At 66.5% G+C, this 16763-nt stretch carries 20 protein-coding genes; 12 read left to right on the top strand and 8 right to left on the bottom strand.

Annotated features, from left to right (window positions below):
• Positions 1-97: 97 nt before the first annotated feature.
• Positions 98-973 (top strand): glycosyltransferase family 2 protein, encoded by an 876-nt coding sequence (locus AADJ02_RS02200; protein ID WP_341211350.1) that lies wholly within the window; start codon positions 98-100, stop codon positions 971-973.
• A gap of 1 nt (position 974) precedes the next feature.
• On the opposite strand, the gene AADJ02_RS02195 is transcribed toward AADJ02_RS02200, so the two are convergent.
• Complete coding sequence (locus tag AADJ02_RS02195) at positions 975-1475, bottom strand: YbjN domain-containing protein (RefSeq protein ID WP_341211349.1); 501 nt, start codon at positions 1473-1475, stop codon at positions 975-977.
• Positions 1476-1783: 308 nt separating this feature from the next.
• Here AADJ02_RS02195 and AADJ02_RS02190 point away from each other — a divergent pair, with 308 nt between their 5' ends.
• Positions 1784-2821, top strand: coding sequence for a M20/M25/M40 family metallo-hydrolase (locus AADJ02_RS02190; protein ID WP_341211348.1), 1038 nt, complete (start codon positions 1784-1786; stop codon positions 2819-2821).
• Positions 2822-2877: 56 nt separating this feature from the next.
• Here AADJ02_RS02190 and AADJ02_RS02185 read toward each other — a convergent pair whose 3' ends face one another.
• Complete coding sequence (locus AADJ02_RS02185) at positions 2878-3126, bottom strand: accessory factor UbiK family protein (protein ID WP_021692605.1); 249 nt, start codon at positions 3124-3126, stop codon at positions 2878-2880.
• Positions 3127-3295: 169 nt separating this feature from the next.
• Between AADJ02_RS02185 and lgt the strand changes: the two genes are divergently transcribed.
• From lgt to AADJ02_RS02165, 4 genes are all read left to right on the top strand, one after another.
• Complete coding sequence (gene lgt, locus AADJ02_RS02180; protein ID WP_341211347.1) at positions 3296-4186, top strand: prolipoprotein diacylglyceryl transferase; 891 nt, start codon at positions 3296-3298, stop codon at positions 4184-4186.
• Positions 4183-5244 carry an SAM-dependent methyltransferase gene (locus tag AADJ02_RS02175; RefSeq protein WP_341211346.1) on the top strand — a complete coding sequence of 354 codons (1062 nt, stop codon included), beginning with the start codon at positions 4183-4185 and terminating at the stop codon, positions 5242-5244. Before lgt ends, AADJ02_RS02175 begins: the two co-directional genes overlap by 4 nt.
• Positions 5241-6008, top strand: a complete 768-nt coding sequence (gene pgeF / locus AADJ02_RS02170; RefSeq protein ID WP_341211345.1) for a peptidoglycan editing factor PgeF — start codon at positions 5241-5243, stop codon at positions 6006-6008. Before AADJ02_RS02175 ends, pgeF begins: the two co-directional genes overlap by 4 nt.
• A gap of 163 nt (positions 6009-6171) precedes the next feature.
• Positions 6172-6966, top strand: coding sequence for a Hint domain-containing protein (locus tag AADJ02_RS02165; protein WP_341211344.1), 795 nt, complete (start codon positions 6172-6174; stop codon positions 6964-6966).
• Positions 6967-6978: 12 nt separating this feature from the next.
• Here the strand turns inward: AADJ02_RS02165 and AADJ02_RS02160 are convergent, their stop codons facing one another.
• Positions 6979-7479: an Lrp/AsnC family transcriptional regulator gene (locus AADJ02_RS02160; RefSeq protein WP_341211343.1), complete on the bottom strand. Its 501-nt coding sequence runs from the start codon at positions 7477-7479 to the stop codon at positions 6979-6981.
• A gap of 197 nt (positions 7480-7676) precedes the next feature.
• On the opposite strand from AADJ02_RS02160, the gene trxB reads away from it, so the two are divergent.
• From trxB to AADJ02_RS02145, 3 genes are all read left to right on the top strand, one after another.
• On the top strand, positions 7677-8699 hold the full coding sequence (trxB, locus tag AADJ02_RS02155; protein WP_341211342.1) for a thioredoxin-disulfide reductase: 1023 nt from the start codon (positions 7677-7679) through the stop codon (positions 8697-8699).
• On the top strand, positions 8696-9199 hold the full coding sequence (locus tag AADJ02_RS02150) for an RES family NAD+ phosphorylase (protein ID WP_341211341.1): 504 nt from the start codon (positions 8696-8698) through the stop codon (positions 9197-9199). Before trxB ends, AADJ02_RS02150 begins: the two co-directional genes overlap by 4 nt.
• A gap of 162 nt (positions 9200-9361) precedes the next feature.
• Positions 9362-11065 (top strand): bifunctional sulfate adenylyltransferase/adenylylsulfate kinase, encoded by a 1704-nt coding sequence (locus AADJ02_RS02145; protein WP_341211340.1) that lies wholly within the window; start codon positions 9362-9364, stop codon positions 11063-11065.
• Between the two features lie 76 nt (positions 11066-11141).
• On the opposite strand, the gene AADJ02_RS02140 is transcribed toward AADJ02_RS02145, so the two are convergent.
• Together AADJ02_RS02140 and AADJ02_RS02135 are read right to left on the bottom strand one after the other, a co-directional pair.
• Positions 11142-11378 carry a DUF1150 family protein gene (locus AADJ02_RS02140; protein ID WP_341211339.1) on the bottom strand — a complete coding sequence of 79 codons (237 nt, stop codon included), beginning with the start codon at positions 11376-11378 and terminating at the stop codon, positions 11142-11144.
• Positions 11375-11794, bottom strand: coding sequence for an Hsp20 family protein (locus AADJ02_RS02135; protein WP_021692616.1), 420 nt, complete (start codon positions 11792-11794; stop codon positions 11375-11377). Before AADJ02_RS02135 ends, AADJ02_RS02140 begins: the two co-directional genes overlap by 4 nt.
• A gap of 159 nt (positions 11795-11953) precedes the next feature.
• On the opposite strand from AADJ02_RS02135, the gene AADJ02_RS02130 reads away from it, so the two are divergent.
• From AADJ02_RS02130 to AADJ02_RS02120, 3 genes are all read left to right on the top strand, one after another.
• Entirely contained in the window at positions 11954-12172 is a 219-nt protein-coding gene (locus AADJ02_RS02130) for a DUF465 domain-containing protein (protein ID WP_341211338.1), read from the top strand.
• Positions 12173-12266: 94 nt separating this feature from the next.
• Positions 12267-12752: a 5-(carboxyamino)imidazole ribonucleotide mutase gene (gene purE / locus AADJ02_RS02125; RefSeq protein ID WP_341211337.1), complete on the top strand. Its 486-nt coding sequence runs from the start codon at positions 12267-12269 to the stop codon at positions 12750-12752.
• Positions 12745-13821 (top strand): 5-(carboxyamino)imidazole ribonucleotide synthase, encoded by a 1077-nt coding sequence (locus AADJ02_RS02120; protein ID WP_341211336.1) that lies wholly within the window; start codon positions 12745-12747, stop codon positions 13819-13821. Before purE ends, AADJ02_RS02120 begins: the two co-directional genes overlap by 8 nt.
• Here AADJ02_RS02120 and AADJ02_RS02115 read toward each other — a convergent pair.
• From AADJ02_RS02115 to AADJ02_RS02105, 3 genes are read right to left on the bottom strand one after another with little or no spacing between them, the layout of a single operon-like run.
• Positions 13818-14663, bottom strand: a complete 846-nt coding sequence (locus tag AADJ02_RS02115) for an NAD(P)-dependent oxidoreductase (protein WP_341211335.1) — start codon at positions 14661-14663, stop codon at positions 13818-13820. The two genes, AADJ02_RS02120 and AADJ02_RS02115, sit on opposite strands and share 4 nt — an antisense overlap.
• Entirely contained in the window at positions 14660-15496 is an 837-nt protein-coding gene (locus AADJ02_RS02110) for a glycosyltransferase (RefSeq protein WP_341211334.1), read from the bottom strand. The genes AADJ02_RS02115 and AADJ02_RS02110 overlap by 4 nt, the downstream gene beginning before the upstream one ends.
• Complete coding sequence (locus AADJ02_RS02105) at positions 15493-16713, bottom strand: NAD-dependent epimerase/dehydratase family protein (RefSeq protein WP_341211333.1); 1221 nt, start codon at positions 16711-16713, stop codon at positions 15493-15495. Before AADJ02_RS02105 ends, AADJ02_RS02110 begins: the two co-directional genes overlap by 4 nt.
• Positions 16714-16763 lie beyond the last annotated feature (50 nt).

Raw genomic sequence — 16763 nt, 5'->3', positions numbered from 1 at the left:
GGCGTGGTCTAGGGCAAAGGCCTGCCTCTTGCAATGAGGGGCCCGCTGGGCAATCCCTGTCTCGACCACCCAAAGGCCCGAGGCAGCAGGATGCGCGATGACCTACGACAGCCTTGATCGCTTCCTGACCGCGCTGCGCAAGACACGGCGCGATGCGTTGACGGGGCCGATTGCGCTGGTGCTGATCGAGGATGCGGTCGAGATCGAGAGCACGTTGCGCCATCATCTGGCGCTGGGCTTCGCGCGGGTCGTGGCCTTCGCCCCCTCGGATCTGCCTCGCCCTGCACTGCCGGACCCCCGGCTCGATTGGGTTCAGGCCGACACCCGCACCGAGGCCGCCGGGATCGACATCGTCAACGCGGTGATCGCCGGCGCGGCACCGGGGCAGTGGCTGTTTTACTGCTACAACGCCGAGTATCTCTATTTTCCCTTCAGCGAGGATCGCAGCGTGGCCGAGCTTTGCGCCTTTCTCACCGAGGAGCGGCGCGACACGGTGCCCAGCGTCACGGTCGATCTCTACGCCCCCGATCTCGCCACCCATCCCAATGAGATGTCGCGGGCACAGGCGCGGCTTGACCGGTTGGGATATTTTTCACACGGGCGACGCGATGCGCAGGACCACACGCTCGACCGGCAGGTGGAGATCTTCGGCGGGCTGCGCTGGCGGTTCGAGGAACATGTGCCAAAAGACCGTTGCCAGATCCTGCGAGTGCCCCTGTTTCGCACGGTGCCGGGTCTGACCTTGGGCACGGATCACCGCTTTGACACGCCCGAGTACAACACCCTGCAATGCGCGTGGCATCGCTCGCCCACAGCGGCGATCTGTTCGTTCCGCACCGCCAAGGCGCTGCGCCGCAACCCCGCCTCACGCGACGTGATCGACAGCTTTGACTGGGCCGGATCCGAGCGTTTCGAATGGCGGGCCCGCCAGCTTCTCGACCTCGGGCTGATGGAGCCGGGTCAGTGGTTCTGATCTAGGCCCGTCCGTAGGCTTCGGCGATGGCGATCTGCATCGCCGCTGCGGGATCGCGATGCGCCCAAGAGACCAGCTGGAACGCGGGGTAGAACCGCTCGCAGGCGTTGAAGGCAGTGTGGATCATTGTGTCGACCTGCTCGGAGCCTGCGATCTGGCCGCCCGAGAGTACCAGCCCATAGCGGTAAGCCATCATTCCCTGCTCGCCCCACCATGTGAACCCGCCCGCCCAGCAGCGGTCGTTGATGCGATTGATCAGGTCGAGCATCTGCGGCAGCCGGGGCTCCGGCGGCTCCATTTCGAACATGCAGGCCAGCCGCAGCGTCTCGTCGGCGGGCTGCCAAGCCAGCGTCACCGCATAGTCGCGCCATTGGCCCGTGAGCGTCATGGCGATCTGGTCCTCGGCCACCCGCTCGACCGCCCATTCGTGCAGGTCGGCAACCTGCTCCACGAGGTCGATCGGGTGGATCTCGTCGTCGAGATAGGGCTCTGACAATGCCATGGATGGCCTCTTTTCCTTGCGGTGACGGGTGCGGAGCACCAGCCTTTGGACAGGCACGACGGGGGTTCTTCCGTAGCACTGGCCTCGGGTGTATATGGTGAGTCTTGGCCGAGTCGCTGTAAAGCCGTTTCTTGGGGATAATTGCCCCGATTCGACCGATTCGAGAATCACCCCCGACATTTCTTGTGGATAACCGAATCGCCGTGATGCGGTTCCGTAGCGGCAAAGCCCGGCCCGGTTTCCGTCGCGGGGCCGTTGCGTCCGCCGCTCCGCCGGGCCAGCCTTCGCGGCAAAAGCGGAGACATCCAATGAACACCGACCTTCTGAAGCGACTGTGCGAAACCCCCGGTGTGCCGGGCCACGAACACCGGGTGCGTGACCTCATCACCGCCGAGATCGACGGCCTGTTCGACCACGTCGAGACCGACCCGATGGGCAGCCTGATCTGCCGCCGCGACGCGACCGTCGAGGGCGCTCCGAAAATCATGCTGCTGTGCCACATGGACGAGATCGGCTTTCTGGTGAGCCACATCGACGACAAGGGTTTTCTCTGGCTGCAGCCGGTCGGTGGCTTTGATCCGCGCAACCTGTTCTCGCGCCGGGTGCTGATCTGCACCGATGAGGGCGACCTCAAGGGCGTGATGAACCCCGGCGGCAAGCCGATCCACATCTCGTCGCCCGAAGAGCGCAAGAAGGTGCCTGCGGTGGGCGAGTTCTTCGTCGACACCGGGCTGGGCAAGGCCACCGCAGAAAAGGTCAAGATCGGCGACATGGTGGTGATGGACGAGCCCTTCCTCGAGATGGGCGAAAGGTTCGTCTCCAAGGCGCTCGACAACCGCGTCGCCTGCTGGCTCGGCATCGAAGCGATCCGCCAGCTCGGCGACAAGGGGCGCGGTGCCGAAATCCACGTTGTGTTCACTACACAAGAAGAGGTCGGTCTGCGCGGTGCGCGCACCGCGGCCTACAAGGTGCGCCCCGACATCGGCATCGGCGTCGACACGACCCTGGCCTGCGACACGCCCGGCGTGCCGGAGAAGGACCGCACCACCGTGCTCGGCAATGGCTTTGGCCTGCATGTGCGCGACACCAGCTTCATTTCCGATCGCGGCCTCGTGTCCGATATCGAAAAGCTTGCGAAAGAGCGCGGCATCCCGTGTCAGCGCACCATGCTGGCTGCCGGTGGCCAGGATGGTGCCGCGGCGCAGCAGGCGGCTGCGGGCGCGCGCGCCGTGGGCGTGGTGGTCGGCACTCGCTACATTCACACCGTGACCGAGATGATCGACCGCACCGACCTCGAGGCGGCGCGCGACATCCTGAGCGCCTATCTCGAAGGTTTCGACGCCTGAGACGCGAAGGGGCGGCCCATGGGGCCGCCCCTTTCACATTGCCGGATCGGTACCGATCAGTTCGAGGTCTTGGTCTCCAGCGCGACGATCCGGGCCTTCAGCGCCTCGTTCTCTTCGCGGGCCTTCTGGGCCATGGCCCGCACCGCGTCGAACTCTTCGCGCGTCACGAGGTCGCGGTCGGCGAGCCAGCGGTCGAGCATCGACTTCATGGCGTTGTTGGCCTCGTCCTTCGCACCCTGCGCCACGCCCATCGCGTTGGTCATCAGCTGCGACAGATCGTCGAAGATCTTGTTTTTCGATTGCATGGCGGGTCTCCGCTGTTTCGGGCTGATCCCTATATGGGCGGAGGCGAGCGCCACGACAAGGCGGCGTCCCTGCCCGTGTCCTGCCCGCTCACGTCCGGGCGAGCGACACCCCCTCCCGCGCGGGACCCCGGATTGACAAGCCCCGGCGCGCCGCCGCAGGTATCGCGCCATGAATGGCATCCCCTTCCCCGAGATCTCGCCCGAGATCTTCTCGATCTCGCTCGGCGGGTTCGAGTTCGCGCTGCGCTGGTACGCGCTGGCTTATATCGTCGGCATCCTGCTCGGCTGGCGGCTCGCCGTCGCGGCACTCAGACGCCCCCGGCTCTGGGCGGGGGGCAACCCCGCCATGACCCCGCCCGAGCTCGAGAATCTGCTGAGCTGGATCATCCTTGGCATCATTGCCGGGGGCCGTTTGGGCTACGCGCTGATCTATCAGCCGGGCTACTATCTGGCGCATCCGTGGGAGATCCCCTTCCTGTGGCAGGGCGGCATGTCTTTCCACGGCGGCTTCATCGGCGTGATCCTCGCGATTCTGATCTTCGCGCGCCGTCACAAGCTGCCGCTGGGCGGCGTCGCCGACACCATCGCGCTGGCCACGCCGCCGGCGCTGCTGCTGGGCCGTATCTCCAACTTCATCAACGCCGAGCTCTGGGGCCGCCCGACCGACCTGCCTTGGGGCGTGATCTTTCCGGGTGCTGCCGCGCAGGACTGCGCAGGCGTCGCGGGGGCCTGCGCACGCCATCCCTCGCAGCTTTACGAGGCGGGGATCGAGGGGCTGTTCCTGCTGGTGCTGTTTGCGCTCATGGCGTTCCGCTGGGGCGCGCTGAAGCGGCCCTGGCTGCTGTCGGGCACCTTCTTCCTCGTCTATGGCACCGGGCGCTTTCTGGTCGAGTTCGTGCGCCAGCCCGACGCGCAATTCGTCTCGGTGGGCAACCCGCTGGGCCTCGCGCTGCACCTCGACGGCTGGGGGCTGACCATGGGCCAGCTTCTGTCGCTACCGATGATCCTCGCGGGATTGGCGGTGATCGCCGTCGCCCGTCGCAGGACCGTGCCCGCATGACGGCGCTGCGCGAGATCCTGCTGCGGCGCATTTCGACGACCGGCCCGATGAGCCTTGCCGACTACATGACCGAATGCCTGCTGCATCCCGCGCACGGCTATTACACGACGCGCGATCCGCTGGGGGCGGGCGGTGATTTCACCACCGCCCCCGAGATCAGCCAGATGTTCGGTGAGCTCATCGGCCTGTCGCTGGCGCAAGCTTGGGTCGATCAGGGCGCACCTTCGGCCTTCGTGCTGGCGGAGCCCGGCCCCGGCCGTGGCACGCTGATGGCCGACATGCTGCGCGCTACGGCCCGCGTGCCGGGGTTTCACGGCGCCGCACGGCTGCACCTCGTCGAAGCCTCGCCCGCGCTGCGCGCCGTGCAGGCGCAGGCGCTGCCCCATGCAATCTGGCACGACCGGCTCGACCAGCTCCCGGACGACCTGCCGCTGTTCCTCGTGGCAAACGAATTCTTCGACGCGCTCCCCATCCGCCAGTTCGTTCGCGACGGCGGTGGCTGGCGCGAGCGGGTGGTGGGACGCGACGGCGATGCCCTCGTGTTCGGACTGACCTCGCCCATGCCATTGGCCGATCTCGAACACCGGCTCGACGATACGCAGGACGGCGACATGGTCGAGGTGTCGCCCGCCCTGCCCGCCCTTGCGGGCGAGATCGGCGGGCGGATCGCCGCCAAGGGCGGCGCGGCGCTGATCATTGACTACGGCGGCCGGGGCCGCACCGGCGACAGCTTTCAGGCGGTGCGCGGCCACGTGAAAGTCGACCCTCTGGCCGAACCGGGCGAGGCCGATCTCACGGCCCATGTCGATTTCGAGGCGTTGGCGCATGCGAGCGCCCCCGCCGCCTGCGCCGGGCCGGTGCCGCAAGGCGTGTTTCTGGAGCGGCTCGGCATCACCGAACGGGCCCGCGCGCTGGCCTCGCGGCTCGAAGGTGCGGCACTCGATGCGCATGTCGCCGCGCATCGCCGCTTGACCCACCCCGAAGAAATGGGCGACCTGTTCAGGGTAGCCGCACTTCATCCGTGCAATGCCCCGCCGCCACCCGGAACCGAGACGTGAACGCCGCCACACCGCTCGACATCATCACTACCGAAAGCTTGGCGCCGCTCCGCCATGGCTTTTTCGGTCGCGCGGGTGGGGCTTCTTCGGGGGTTTTCGCCGGGCTCAACTGCGGGCCGGGCAGCTCGGACCAATACGAGGCGGTGCGAATCAACCGCGGCAAGGTCGCAAGCGCGATGAGCGTTATGCCCGACGCCCTGATCGGCCTGCATCAGGTGCATTCCGCCGACGTGGTGACCGTGACCGCGGCGGGGGGCGAACCGGCCCGTGCCGATGCGCTGGTCACCGCGACGCCCGGCCTCGCGCTTACCATCCTCACCGCCGATTGCCAGCCGGTGCTCTTTGCCGACGCCGAGGCCGGCGTCATTGGCGCCGCTCATGCCGGGTGGAAGGGCGCGCTGGGCGGCGTGCTCGAAGCGACGATCGAGGCAATGATCGGCATCGGTGCGAGGCGCGAGCGCATCCATGCAGTGATCGGCCCCTCGATCAGCCAGCGCAATTACGAGGTCGGGCCGGAACTGCTCGACGCCTTCTTGTCCGAGGACGACGAGGCAGCGCGGCATTTCGCCCAAGGTGAAGGGGACAGGCTGCTGTTCGACCTGCCGGGCTTTGGCCTGCGACGGCTGCGCGCGGCGGGTATCGCCTCGGCGGAATGGACGCATCACTGCACCTATGCCGATCCGTCGCGGTTCTTCAGCTATCGTCGCGCGACTCATGCCCGCGAGGCCGATTACGGACGGCTGATCGCGGCCATCCGGCTCTGAGAGCGCGGCGGCGGCCCAACGCCACCTTTGGGTGAAACAGTTCGTTTCAATCGCATCCTTTGACACAATGGCCCGGCTGGCCCATGTTTGGGGTCGAACCCTATCATCTTCGGGTGTTGTCGGTGGGGGCCGACAGCCGATGTGACAACCGAAAGGTGATCGCATGGCCATTCCCTTGCCCTCTCAGACCGTTCCGGCCCGCGCCGGCGCGGCGCTTTCCTTGACGGTCACCGCCCCTGTCGCCCCAGCGGCCTCCCCCCGTGCGACCGGGCTGATGCGCCGGATCGAGATCCTCACACTCTGCCCGCATCGCCCCGGCGACATCGTGGAGACCACACGCGTCGTTCCCGCCGTGCCGATCTTCGAGGAGGCCGTGGCCGCCTTTGCCCGTGGCGCACAGGTCCCCACGGAGCGCGGGCTCGTCGCCGTCGAAGACCTGCTGCCCGGCGACAGGGTCAAGACGGTTGGCCGGGGTTTTCGCACGCTGCTGTGGCGCGGAGCCACGACGCTTGTGACGGGCGTGCCCGGGCAGTCAGCCGAGATGGGGCGGTTGACGCGGATCTCGGCGGATGCGCTGGGCATCGCGCGCCCCATGCACGACCTCGTGCTCGGGCCGATGGCGCAGCTGGTGCGCCATGGCGACGCGATCGAGCGGATCACCGGCCACCGCGCCGCCGCGATCCCCGCGCGCGATCTCATCGACGGCATGGGTGTGGTGGAGCTGACCCCGCCCTCGGCGGTCGCCGTGTTCCATCTTGGATTCGAGCGGCACGAGCGTCTGTTGGCCAACGGCGTCGAGGTGGCGAGCTATCACCCCGACCCATCCCGGCTGGCTCGGCTGCTGCCCGAGCAGCGCGAACTGTTCCTGTCATGCTTCCCGCATCTGCAGCAGATCGAGGATTTCGGCCCGCCCGCCCTGCCCCGGCTGCGCATGACCGAGCTTGACATGGTGGCCTAAGGGCCCCTGACCTCAGGCCTTTCGGGCCAGGCGGGCCTCCAGCACGTCGAAGGGCACCCCCGGCTCGGCCTTGGCGTTGCGGATCACGAGGCTGGTCTTGACCGAGGCGACGTTGGGCGCGGAGGTCAATTCGCCGGTCAGGAACGATTGGAAGCTGCGCAGATCAGGTGCCACGCATTTGAGGATGAAATCCACCTCTCCGTTGAGCATGTGACACTCGCGCACGAGCGGCCAACCGCCACAGCGCGCCTCGAAGGCCGACAGCTCTGCTTCGGACTGACTCACCAGCCGCACCATGACGAAAACCGAGACATCGAAGCCAAGCTCGCGCGGGTCGACGTCGGCATGATAGCCCCGGATGTAGCCCTGCTCCTCAAGCGTGCGCACCCGGCGCAGGCAGGGCGGAGCCGAAATGCCGACGCGTCGCGCCAGCTCCACGTTGGTCATCCGACCATCAGCCTGCAGCTCGGCCAGGATCATCCTGTCGATCTCATCGAGTTTCGCCCCGGGCATCGTCATCTCCATGAATGTTGCGTCTGCCCTATGCCACAGCGGCAGCTAGCGCAAGAATATTGCGGTTGCGCGCAACATCGTGACCCTCGGCGTGACGCAGCGGTCGCAGTGGATCCAGCCCTCAAACGGAGCGGGGTTTGCACCGGCAGGGACAGTGGCTATATGCAGCCGACTTCAGGCTTGCAAGGGGATGTCCCATGACCACGCGCCGCGATACCAAGGTTCTCATCATCGGCTCGGGCCCTGCGGGCTATACCGCCGCCGTCTATGCGAGCCGGGCGATGCTCAACCCGATCCTCGTGCAGGGCCTCGAGCCCGGCGGCCAGCTCACCACCACCACCGAGGTCGAGAACTGGCCCGGCGATGCCACCGTGCAGGGCCCCGACCTGATGGTCCGAATGGAGGGCCACGCGCGCGAGATGGGCGCCGAGATCATCACCGACATCATCACCGATCTGGACCTCTCCAAGCGGCCCTTCGTGGCCCGCGGCGACAGCGGCACTGAATACGTCGCCGAGGCGGTGATCCTCGCGACCGGCGCACGCGCCAAGTGGCTCGGCCTGCCCTCCGAGGAAGCCTTCAAGGGTTTCGGCGTCTCGGCCTGCGCCACCTGCGACGGCTTCTTCTATCGCGGGCAGGAGATCGTCGTGGTCGGGGGCGGCAACACCGCCGTCGAGGAGGCGCTGTTTTTGACCAACTTTGCCTCCAAGGTCACGCTGATCCACCGCCGCGACGAGCTGCGCGCCGAGATGGTGCTGCAAAAGCGCCTGTTCGAGCATCCGAAGATCGAGACGCTCTGGTTCCACCAGATTGAGGAGGTCGTAGGCGAGGACAGCCCCAAGGGTGTCACCGGCGTGCGTGCCAAGAATGTGAAAACCGGCGAGATCACCGAGATCCCGGCCAAGGGCGTCTTCATCGCCATCGGACACGCGCCCGCTTCGGAACTGGTCAAGGATCAGCTTGAAACCCAGCACGGCGGCTATGTGAAGGTCGAGGCCGGCTCCACCCGCACCTCTATCCCGGGCGTATTTGCCGCAGGTGACCTGACCGATCACGTATACCGTCAGGCGGTGACGAGCGCGGGCATGGGCTGCATGGCGGCGCTCGACGCCGAGAAGTTCCTCGCCGAGCACGGCGGCGCCGCCGAGGTCGCGGGCCATTCCAAGGACGAGACCCTGCCTCTGGGCTACGGCGCGCCCGAGACTGCAGACGCCAAGTGACCACGGGGGCGGATGTCCTCCGCCCCTTCTCGGCCCCTCTCTGGCGCATCTGCACCGAAGGGGCCGATCCGCTCGCTTTTGTCGCCTCTCCCATGGGCCGCTTTCACCATAACGGGCAGCCTGCACTATATGCCTCCCTCAGCCCGGAGGGCGCAGGCGTGGCGCTTGCCAGCTACGTGACCCCCGGCGATCCCGCGCGACTGATCTGGCCGCTGCATCTGTCCCGGCAGGCTCTGGCTGATTTGCGCGACCCATCGGCCTGCGCGGTGCTCGGCATCGATCCGGAGGATCTCGTGTCGCAATGGACCAAGGCGCAGACAGCAGGTCGACCGGTGCGCAGCTGGCGGGCTTCGGACCGGCTGCGCGCGCTGGGATTTGACGGCTTTCTCTACCCCTCGCGCAAGTCGCCCGAGCATGGTCATGCGACGCTGTTCACGGCGACGGGGCTGCGCCTGGCCGGGCCACCAAAGCCTTGGAGGCTGCCCGTGCTCGATTGCTAGGCGGGCTGTTCGCGCCAAAGGATCTGGCACGCCCGTCTGTTCCGGAAGGTCCGCCATCGGCGGAACACGGTCCGTTTTGCGACCCCAACCACTTGAACATTGGCCAACGCTGGGTCTAGGAGCGGCACAAGTCCCCCCGGCCCACCCTGGAGAATTGTTTTGATGGCCTCGAACCTCGCCCCGATCCCCGAACTGTATGTTTCCTACGAGTCCGCTCAGAAGCTCAAGGTCGAGGCCGGCAACCTCGTGTCGCATGACCTGACCCCACGCCAGATCTGCGATCTTGAACTCTTGATGAACGGCGGCTTCAACCCACTCAAGGGCTTTCTCACCGAGGAGGACTACGACAGCGTCATCGAGACCATGCGCACCAAGGATGGCGCGCTGTGGCCGATGCCGATCACCCTCGACGTCACCGAGAAGTTCGCCGAAACCGTCGAGCCGGGTCAGGACATCGCCCTGCGCGATCAGGAAGGCGTGATCCTCGCCACCATGACCGTCACCGACAAATGGGTGCCGAACAAGGCGCGCGAGGCCGAGAAGGTTTTTGGTGCGGATGATTCCGCGCATCCGGCGGTGAACTACCTGCACAACCACGCCGGTGCCGTCTATCTCGGCGGCCCGATCACCGGCATCCAGCAGCCGGTGCATTACGACTTCCGTGCCCGCCGCGACACGCCCAACGAGCTGCGCGCCTATTTCCGCAAGATGGGCTGGCGCAAGATCGTCGCGTTCCAGACGCGCAACCCGCTGCACCGCGCCCATCAGGAGCTGACCTTCCGCGCCGCCAAGGAAGCCCAGGCCAACCTGCTGATCCACCCCGTCGTCGGCATGACCAAGCCGGGCGACGTCGACCACTTCACGCGCGTGCGCTGCTACGAGGCGGTGCTCGACAAGTACCCGTCCTCGACCACCCACCTGTCGCTGCTGAACCTCGCCATGCGCATGGCCGGCCCGCGCGAGGCGCTGTGGCACGCGATCATCCGCAAGAACCACGGCCTGACCCACTTCATCGTCGGTCGTGATCACGCCGGCCCGGGCAACAACAGCCAGGGCGAGGATTTCTACGGCCCCTACGACGCGCAGGAGCTGGTGCGCCAGCACCAGGAAGAGGTCGGCATCGAGATGGTCGACTTCAAGCACATGGTCTATGTGCAGGAGAAGGCACAGTACTACCCGATCGACGAGGTGCCCGAGAACTCCACCGTGCTGAACATTTCCGGCACCGAGCTGCGCCGCCGCCTCGCCGAAGGGCTCGAGATCCCCGAGTGGTTCTCCTTCCCCGAGGTGGTCAAGGAGCTGCGCCGCACCAAGCCGCCGCGCGCCAAGCAGGGCTTCACCGTGTTCTTCACCGGCTTTTCGGGCTCGGGCAAGTCGACCATTGCCAATGCGCTGATGGTCAAGCTGATGGAAATGGGCGGCCGCCCCGTCACGCTGCTCGATGGTGACATCGTGCGCAAGAACCTCAGCTCCGAGCTCGGTTTCTCGAAAGAGCACCGCGATCTCAACATCCGCCGCATCGGCTATGTGGCGAGCGAGATCACCAAGAACGGCGGCATCGCGATCTGCGCACCGATCGCCCCCTATGCCACGACGCGCCGCGCCGTGCGTGAGGATGTCGAGAACTTCGGCGCCTTCGTCGAAGTGCACGTCGCCACCTCGATCGAAGAATGCGAGAGGCGCGATCGCAAGGGTCTCTACAAGCTTGCGCGCGAAGGCAAGATCAAGGAGTTCACCGGCATCTCCGACCCCTATGACGTGCCCGAGACGCCCGAACTGCGGGTCGAGACCGAAGGCACTGACGTCGACAACTGCGCGCATCAGGTGATCCTGAAGCTCGAGCAGATGGGCCTGATCGCCGGCTGATCGTGGCTCTCATGCCAAAGAGAAAGGCGCGCCCTCGGGCGCGCCTTTTTTTACGAGTGCCGCAAGATGCGGCGGATCAGTGAAGCGTCACCGGCTGCATGTCATGCTGCAATGCCAAGGTGAAGGCGAGCTTGCGGTCGGCCACGAGGGCGAGCTGCTGGCCGTCGCTGTCGTGCACGGCAAACAGCGTATCAAGGCCGTCGGCCTGCTCACGCACTTCTTCGGGAAGGTCGGCAACGCAGACCTGCTTGACGTAGACGAGCTTGCTTTCGTCATCGGCTGAAAGTTTGTGATGGCGGAATTGGGTGTTCATTTTCCACTCCTCTTGATGCGTATCGTCTGCACAACGCTGTCGGCGGGCTGACGGGACAGGTCGATGTGCAAAAGGCCGTTCTCCATGACCGCGCCACCCACCTCGACGCCATCCGCGAGCACGAAGCTGCGCTGGAACTGGCGCGCGGCAATGCCGCGGTGCAAGAAGACCCGCTCGGAGCCTGCGTCGGACTGGCGTCCGCGCACCACGAGCTGGCTGTCTTCCACGGTGATCGACAGGTCGGCTTCGGCAAACCCGGCCACGGCAAGCGTGATCCGATAGGAGCGGTCCGAGGTCTGCTCGATATTGTAAGGCGGATAGCCGTCTCCCGACGCCTTCGCGGTGCGTTCGACCAGCCGTTCGAGCTGTTCGAACCCAAGAAGGAAGGGATGTGTCCCCAATGTGAGCTTCGTCATGCGACATGTCCTCAAGCCAAGCGACCGTCCGTCAGCGGCCCCGGCAATCGGCAGCCGCCTGACCCTCAATATGGGAGGCGGAATTCCGCCTTGCAAGTGGCGGGGCTAGGCGTCGCGTGGCGCAGCTTCTATGATGAGCCAAATACTTGGGGCAGCTGCATGAACAAGTCGGCGAAGATGGAAGAGATCGAGGTGCTCCGGGTGGAGCTCGAGGTGCTCAAGAGCGAGCACCGCGACCTCGATGAAGCGATCCACGCGCTTGAGGAGCGCGGCGGCGCGGACATGCTGCGGCTGCGCAGGCTCAAGAAACAAAAGCTGCAGCTGAAGGACAAGATCGCCCGCATCGAAGACCGGATCCTGCCCGACATCATCGCCTGAGACACGCGCCCGGCCCTGTCCCGACCGCGCTTGCCGTTGCGCCACCCCCGCCGCCGGTGTAGTCCCGCCCGCATCCAAACAAAGGACGAGGGCCATGGGCGTGAAGGTCGGCATCATCATGGGCAGCCAGTCGGACTGGGCGACGATGCGCGAGGCCGCAGCCATGCTCGACGAGCTGGGCGTGGCCTATGAGACCAAGATTGTCTCGGCGCACCGCACGCCGGACCGGCTTTGGGACTATGGCAAGGGGGCCGTGGACCGCGGTCTTCAGGTGATCATCGCAGGGGCCGGCGGTGCCGCGCATCTTCCGGGCATGATGGCCTCGAAGACCCGCGTGCCGGTGATTGGCGTACCGGTACAGACCCGTGCACTCTCGGGCGTCGATTCGCTTTATTCCATACTGCAGATGCCGCGCGGCTTTCCCGTCGCCACCATGGCGATCGGATCGGCGGGGGCCGCCAACGCGGGCCTGATGGCCGCAGGCATCCTCGCGCTGCAGGACGACGCGCTCGCGCAGCGTCTCGACAACTGGCGCGCCGCCCTCTCGGCCTCGATCCCCGAGGAGCCTTCCGATGACTGACGCGCTTGCCCCCGGCCAGACCATCGGCATCCTTGGCGGCGGCCAGCTTGGCCGGATGCTCGCCATCGCGGCCTCGCGTCTCGGGCTGAAATGTCACGTCTACGACCCCGCGCCCGACGGCCCTGCGGCCGAGGTCTGCGCGGCGTCGACCACCGCCGCGTGGGACGACGAGGCGGCGCTCCGAGCCTTCGCCGGAGCCGTCGATGTCGTCACCTATGAGTTTGAGAACGTGCCCGCCGCCTCGCTCGACCTGATCGAATCCATAGTGCCGATCCGTCCCAGCCGCCGCGCTCTCGCCGTGAGTCAGGACCGGATCGACGAGAAGTCCTTCCTGCAGGGCCTTGGCCTCACCACCGCGCCTTTCGCGGCCGTGGACAACGCGGCCAGCTTGGAAGCGGCGCTGGAGCTGATCGGTACCCCGGCGATCCTCAAGACCCGTCGCTTTGGCTATGATGGTAAGGGTCAGGCGCGGATCATGGCCCCCGATGAGGCCGCCGCAGCCCTCGCCGACATGAACGGCGCGCCTGCGATCCTCGAAGGCTTTGTCGACTTTACGCACGAGGTCAGCGTCATCGGCGCGCGCGGGATCGACGGTGCGGTCGCCTGCTTTGATCCGGGTGAAAACCGCCATGAGGATGGCATCCTGCGCGAGACCGCCGTGCCCGCGCGGCTTTCGGCCTCGCAGCGCACCGATGCGGTGCTGCTGGCGGCGCGCATCCTGACCGCGCTCGACTATGTCGGCGTCATGGGGGTGGAGTTGTTCGTCACCGCCTCCGGCCTCGTCGTCAACGAGATCGCGCCGCGCGTGCACAACTCAGGCCACTGGACGCAGGACGGCTGCCTGATCGACCAGTTCGAACAGCATATCCGCGCCGTGGCAGGCTGGCCGCTGGGAGACGGCGCGCGGCATTCGGACGTGGTGATGGAGAACCTGATCGGAGACGACATCGACCGTCTTCCGCAGATCGCAGGCACCCAGTCGGCGATCCACCTCTACGGCAAGGCCGAGGCGCGCCCGGGCCGCAAGATGGGCCACGTCAACCGCCTGACCGGCCCCGCCGCAAGCTAGAGCATCGCACGCAGCGCGGCATCGAGCCCTTCGATGCCGCGTGGCCGCCAGCCAATTGCCGCCAGCCTGTCGCAGCGCATGGCGCTGACATGGGCGGCATCGGCCCGGTCGGGCAGTGCGCCGCCCTGCCCGGTGATCCGGGCCACCCGCTCCAGCAGGTCGCGCCGGTCGAGGGTGATGTCCGACGCATTGAAACTGCGCGCGGCCAGCACCGCCTCGGGCGCCTCCAGCAACAGCGCCGCCGCTGCCGCGAGATCGTCGCCGTGCAACTCCGTCGCCACGCGCGGCGCGATCTCCTCGCCCGCCGCGAAGGCCTCGAACAGCTCGCGCCATTTGTGATCCGGCCCCGGCCCATAGACCCCTGTCGCGCGCAGGCTCGCGGTGGCAAAGCCCGAACCGGCCAGCGCTGCCAGCCCCTGCTCTACCGCCCATTTCATCTCGCCATAGAGCGTGTCGGGGCGCGGGGCGAGATCCTCGGCCAGCTCCATCCCGGTGGGGTAATCGCCATAGACCGCGCGCGAGGACAGGAACACCGCGCGCGACAGCCCCGCCGCGCGCGCCTCTTCGAACAGCCGCAATGAGCCGTCGCGGTTCAACCTCAAGAACCCTGCCGGGTCGTCCCCTTCGCCGCCGCGATAGCGCCCCGGCGCATGGGAAAACGCGGCGTGAACCAAGGCATCGCATCCCGCGAGCGGCGCGGCCTCGCCCAGTCGCCAGCTCCGCCACTCCGCACCCGGCACCTCGCGCCGCCCCAGTGCCACGACCTCATGCCCGCCTGCCCGCAGCCCGCCCAGCAAAAATCGCCCCACCAGCCCCGAGGCCCCGGAAAGCGCGACCCTCAAACCGGCCCCGGCAGATCCGCGAGATCGGGCACGGGGCCGTCACCCGCATAGGCGCGCCACAGATCGATCAGCACTCGCAAGGATCGGGTCTTCGCATGTTCCTGCCACGGCTTCTCATATTGGAAGTGCAGCACCTTCACCTGCTCCCAACTCCACAGCTCCGGCAGGTTCAGCCAGACGTATTGCAGCGTGTTGTAGGTCACCGGCAGCCCGTGCCAGTCGGGAAACCACTCTTGCAGGAAGGTCTGGTCCGTGCGCCGCCAGAACGCTCCCGGCGCATCGAGCCGCGCCAGCATCGCGTCGAATGTCGCCGCATCGGGCCGCGCGGTGAACACGCCGGAGTTCATGCGGTGAAAATCGCCCAACCCCTCGTAGACATTCGGTGCGGCGCAGAACTCGGGGTAGTCGAACAGCCTGTCGATCGAGCGCAGCACCAACGTGTCGGCATCGAGGAACACGACGCGATCATATTCGGTGAGTTGCCACAGCCGCAGCTTGGCAAAGTTGTCGAGCGGCGTGTGGAAGGCGGGTTTTTCTCCCTTGGTGAAGGGTGCGGCCCCGTGCAGCGCCGCGCGGGCATGGGCCGTGTTGAAGCTCGCGCTTGTCGGCAGCAGGTCGGTCTCCACCAGACGCGCGCCAAGTGTGCGCAGCGGCGCGAGATCGGCCTCATTCACCCCTCCGGTATGTAGCACCACCAGATCGGCACGCGTGCCACTCAGCCGTAAAGAGCGGACCAAAGCGCGGGCCCCCAACGCGAAATCGGCGTTGGTGACCAGCGTGACAAAGGCCCGGCGGCTGCCTGCCGAGCCTTCGGGTCTCAGACCTTCGCTCACGAGGCGGAGCGCAGCGCCCGGCCCTCAGGGTCGCACTCCACGCGCGAGCCCAGATCGCGGGTCCAAGCAGAGACAGCGGGGACACGGCTACGGTCGATGCGGTGCGCGTATTTCTTCGCCACCTCGACCACCTCGTCCAAGAGACCCCCCTGAAGCGTCGTCGGGTTCAGGCCCAGTTCCAGGAACTTGTCGTTTCTGACCACGAGGTCGTTCTCTTCGGCTTCCTTGCGCGGGTTGGGCAGGTAGGAAACCTCTGCCCCGGTCTTTCGGGCCACCATCTCGGCCAGATCGCGCACCCGATGCGTCTCGGTCATCTGGTTGAAGATGCGCACCCGCTCGCCCGATTTTGGCGCGTCGCCCAGCGCCAGTTCGATGCAGCGCACCGAGTCCTGAATGTGGATGAAGGCCCGTGTCTGCCCACCGGTGCCATGCACCGTGAGCGGGTGGCCGATCGCCGCTTGGATCAGAAACCGGTTCAGCACGGTACCATAATCGCCGTCATAGTCGAAGCGGTTGATGAGCTGCTCGTGGCGACGGGTCTGGTCGGTGTGGGTGCCCCAGACGATGCCCTGATGCAGATCGGTGATCCGAAGCCCGTCGTTCTGGGCATAGAACTGAAACAGGATCTGATCGAGGCTCTTGGTCATGTGATAGACCGAGCCGGGCTTGGTCGGGTACAGGATCTCCTGATGCGCCTTCTCGCCCGACAACGTCTCGATCTCGACGTCGAGATAGCCCTCGGGGATCGCTGCTCCGACGGAGGAGTATCCGTAGACGCCCATGGTCCCGAGATGCACGAGATGCGCGTCGATGCCCGTCTCCACCAGCGCGGCCAGCAGGTTGTGCGTGGCGTTGGTGTTGTTGTTGACGGTGTAGACCTTGTGCCGGTCGGACTTCATGGAATAGGGCGCGGCGCGCTGCTCGGCGAAATGGATCACGGCGTCGGGCTTTTCCTCGGCGAGCCAAGTTTTCAGCCGCTCGTACTCCTTGGCGAGGTCGATCAGGTGAAACCGCAGGCGGCGGCCGGTCACCTCGTGCCAGATACGGCAGCGCTCCTGAATCGAATCCATCGGCGTGAGCGACTGCACGCCCAGCTCGGTGTCGATCCAGCGGCGGCTGAGGTTGTCGACGATGTGGATCTCGTGGCCCTGTTCGGACAGGTGTAGGCAGGTCGGCCAGCCGACGAAACCGTCGCCGCCGAGGATCGCGATCTTCATGTGGTGCCCCTTTGGTTCATGCCCCGGACCCTGACAGGCCCATGTTACAG

This window comes from uncultured Limimaricola sp., from assembly GCF_964022235.1.
In the GTDB taxonomy this organism is placed as follows: Bacteria; Pseudomonadota; Alphaproteobacteria; order Rhodobacterales; family Rhodobacteraceae; genus Limimaricola.
This window is presented reverse-complemented; position numbering and strand designations above follow the sequence as displayed.

Bases quoted from the DNA above. Each gene is read 5' to 3' on its own strand.
- AADJ02_RS02200 (WP_341211350.1), top strand. From the start codon at position 98: ATGACCTACGACAGCCTTGATCGCTTCCTGACCGCGCTGCGCAAGACA.
- AADJ02_RS02195 (WP_341211349.1), bottom strand. From the start codon at position 1,475: ATGGCATTGTCAGAGCCCTATCTCGACGACGAGATCCACCCGATCGAC.
- AADJ02_RS02190 (WP_341211348.1), top strand. From the start codon at position 1,784: ATGAACACCGACCTTCTGAAGCGACTGTGCGAAACCCCCGGTGTGCCG.
- AADJ02_RS02185 (WP_021692605.1), bottom strand. From the start codon at position 3,126: ATGCAATCGAAAAACAAGATCTTCGACGATCTGTCGCAGCTGATGACC.
- lgt (WP_341211347.1), top strand. From the start codon at position 3,296: ATGAATGGCATCCCCTTCCCCGAGATCTCGCCCGAGATCTTCTCGATC.
- AADJ02_RS02175 (WP_341211346.1), top strand. From the start codon at position 4,183: ATGACGGCGCTGCGCGAGATCCTGCTGCGGCGCATTTCGACGACCGGC.
- AADJ02_RS02165 (WP_341211344.1), top strand. From the start codon at position 6,172: ATGGCCATTCCCTTGCCCTCTCAGACCGTTCCGGCCCGCGCCGGCGCG.
- AADJ02_RS02160 (WP_341211343.1), bottom strand. From the start codon at position 7,479: ATGCCCGGGGCGAAACTCGATGAGATCGACAGGATGATCCTGGCCGAG.
- trxB (WP_341211342.1), top strand. From the start codon at position 7,677: ATGACCACGCGCCGCGATACCAAGGTTCTCATCATCGGCTCGGGCCCT.
- AADJ02_RS02145 (WP_341211340.1), top strand. From the start codon at position 9,362: ATGGCCTCGAACCTCGCCCCGATCCCCGAACTGTATGTTTCCTACGAG.
- AADJ02_RS02140 (WP_341211339.1), bottom strand. From the start codon at position 11,378: ATGAACACCCAATTCCGCCATCACAAACTTTCAGCCGATGACGAAAGC.
- AADJ02_RS02135 (WP_021692616.1), bottom strand. From the start codon at position 11,794: ATGACGAAGCTCACATTGGGGACACATCCCTTCCTTCTTGGGTTCGAA.
- AADJ02_RS02130 (WP_341211338.1), top strand. From the start codon at position 11,954: ATGAACAAGTCGGCGAAGATGGAAGAGATCGAGGTGCTCCGGGTGGAG.
- purE (WP_341211337.1), top strand. From the start codon at position 12,267: ATGGGCGTGAAGGTCGGCATCATCATGGGCAGCCAGTCGGACTGGGCG.
- AADJ02_RS02120 (WP_341211336.1), top strand. From the start codon at position 12,745: ATGACTGACGCGCTTGCCCCCGGCCAGACCATCGGCATCCTTGGCGGC.
- AADJ02_RS02105 (WP_341211333.1), bottom strand. From the start codon at position 16,713: ATGAAGATCGCGATCCTCGGCGGCGACGGTTTCGTCGGCTGGCCGACC.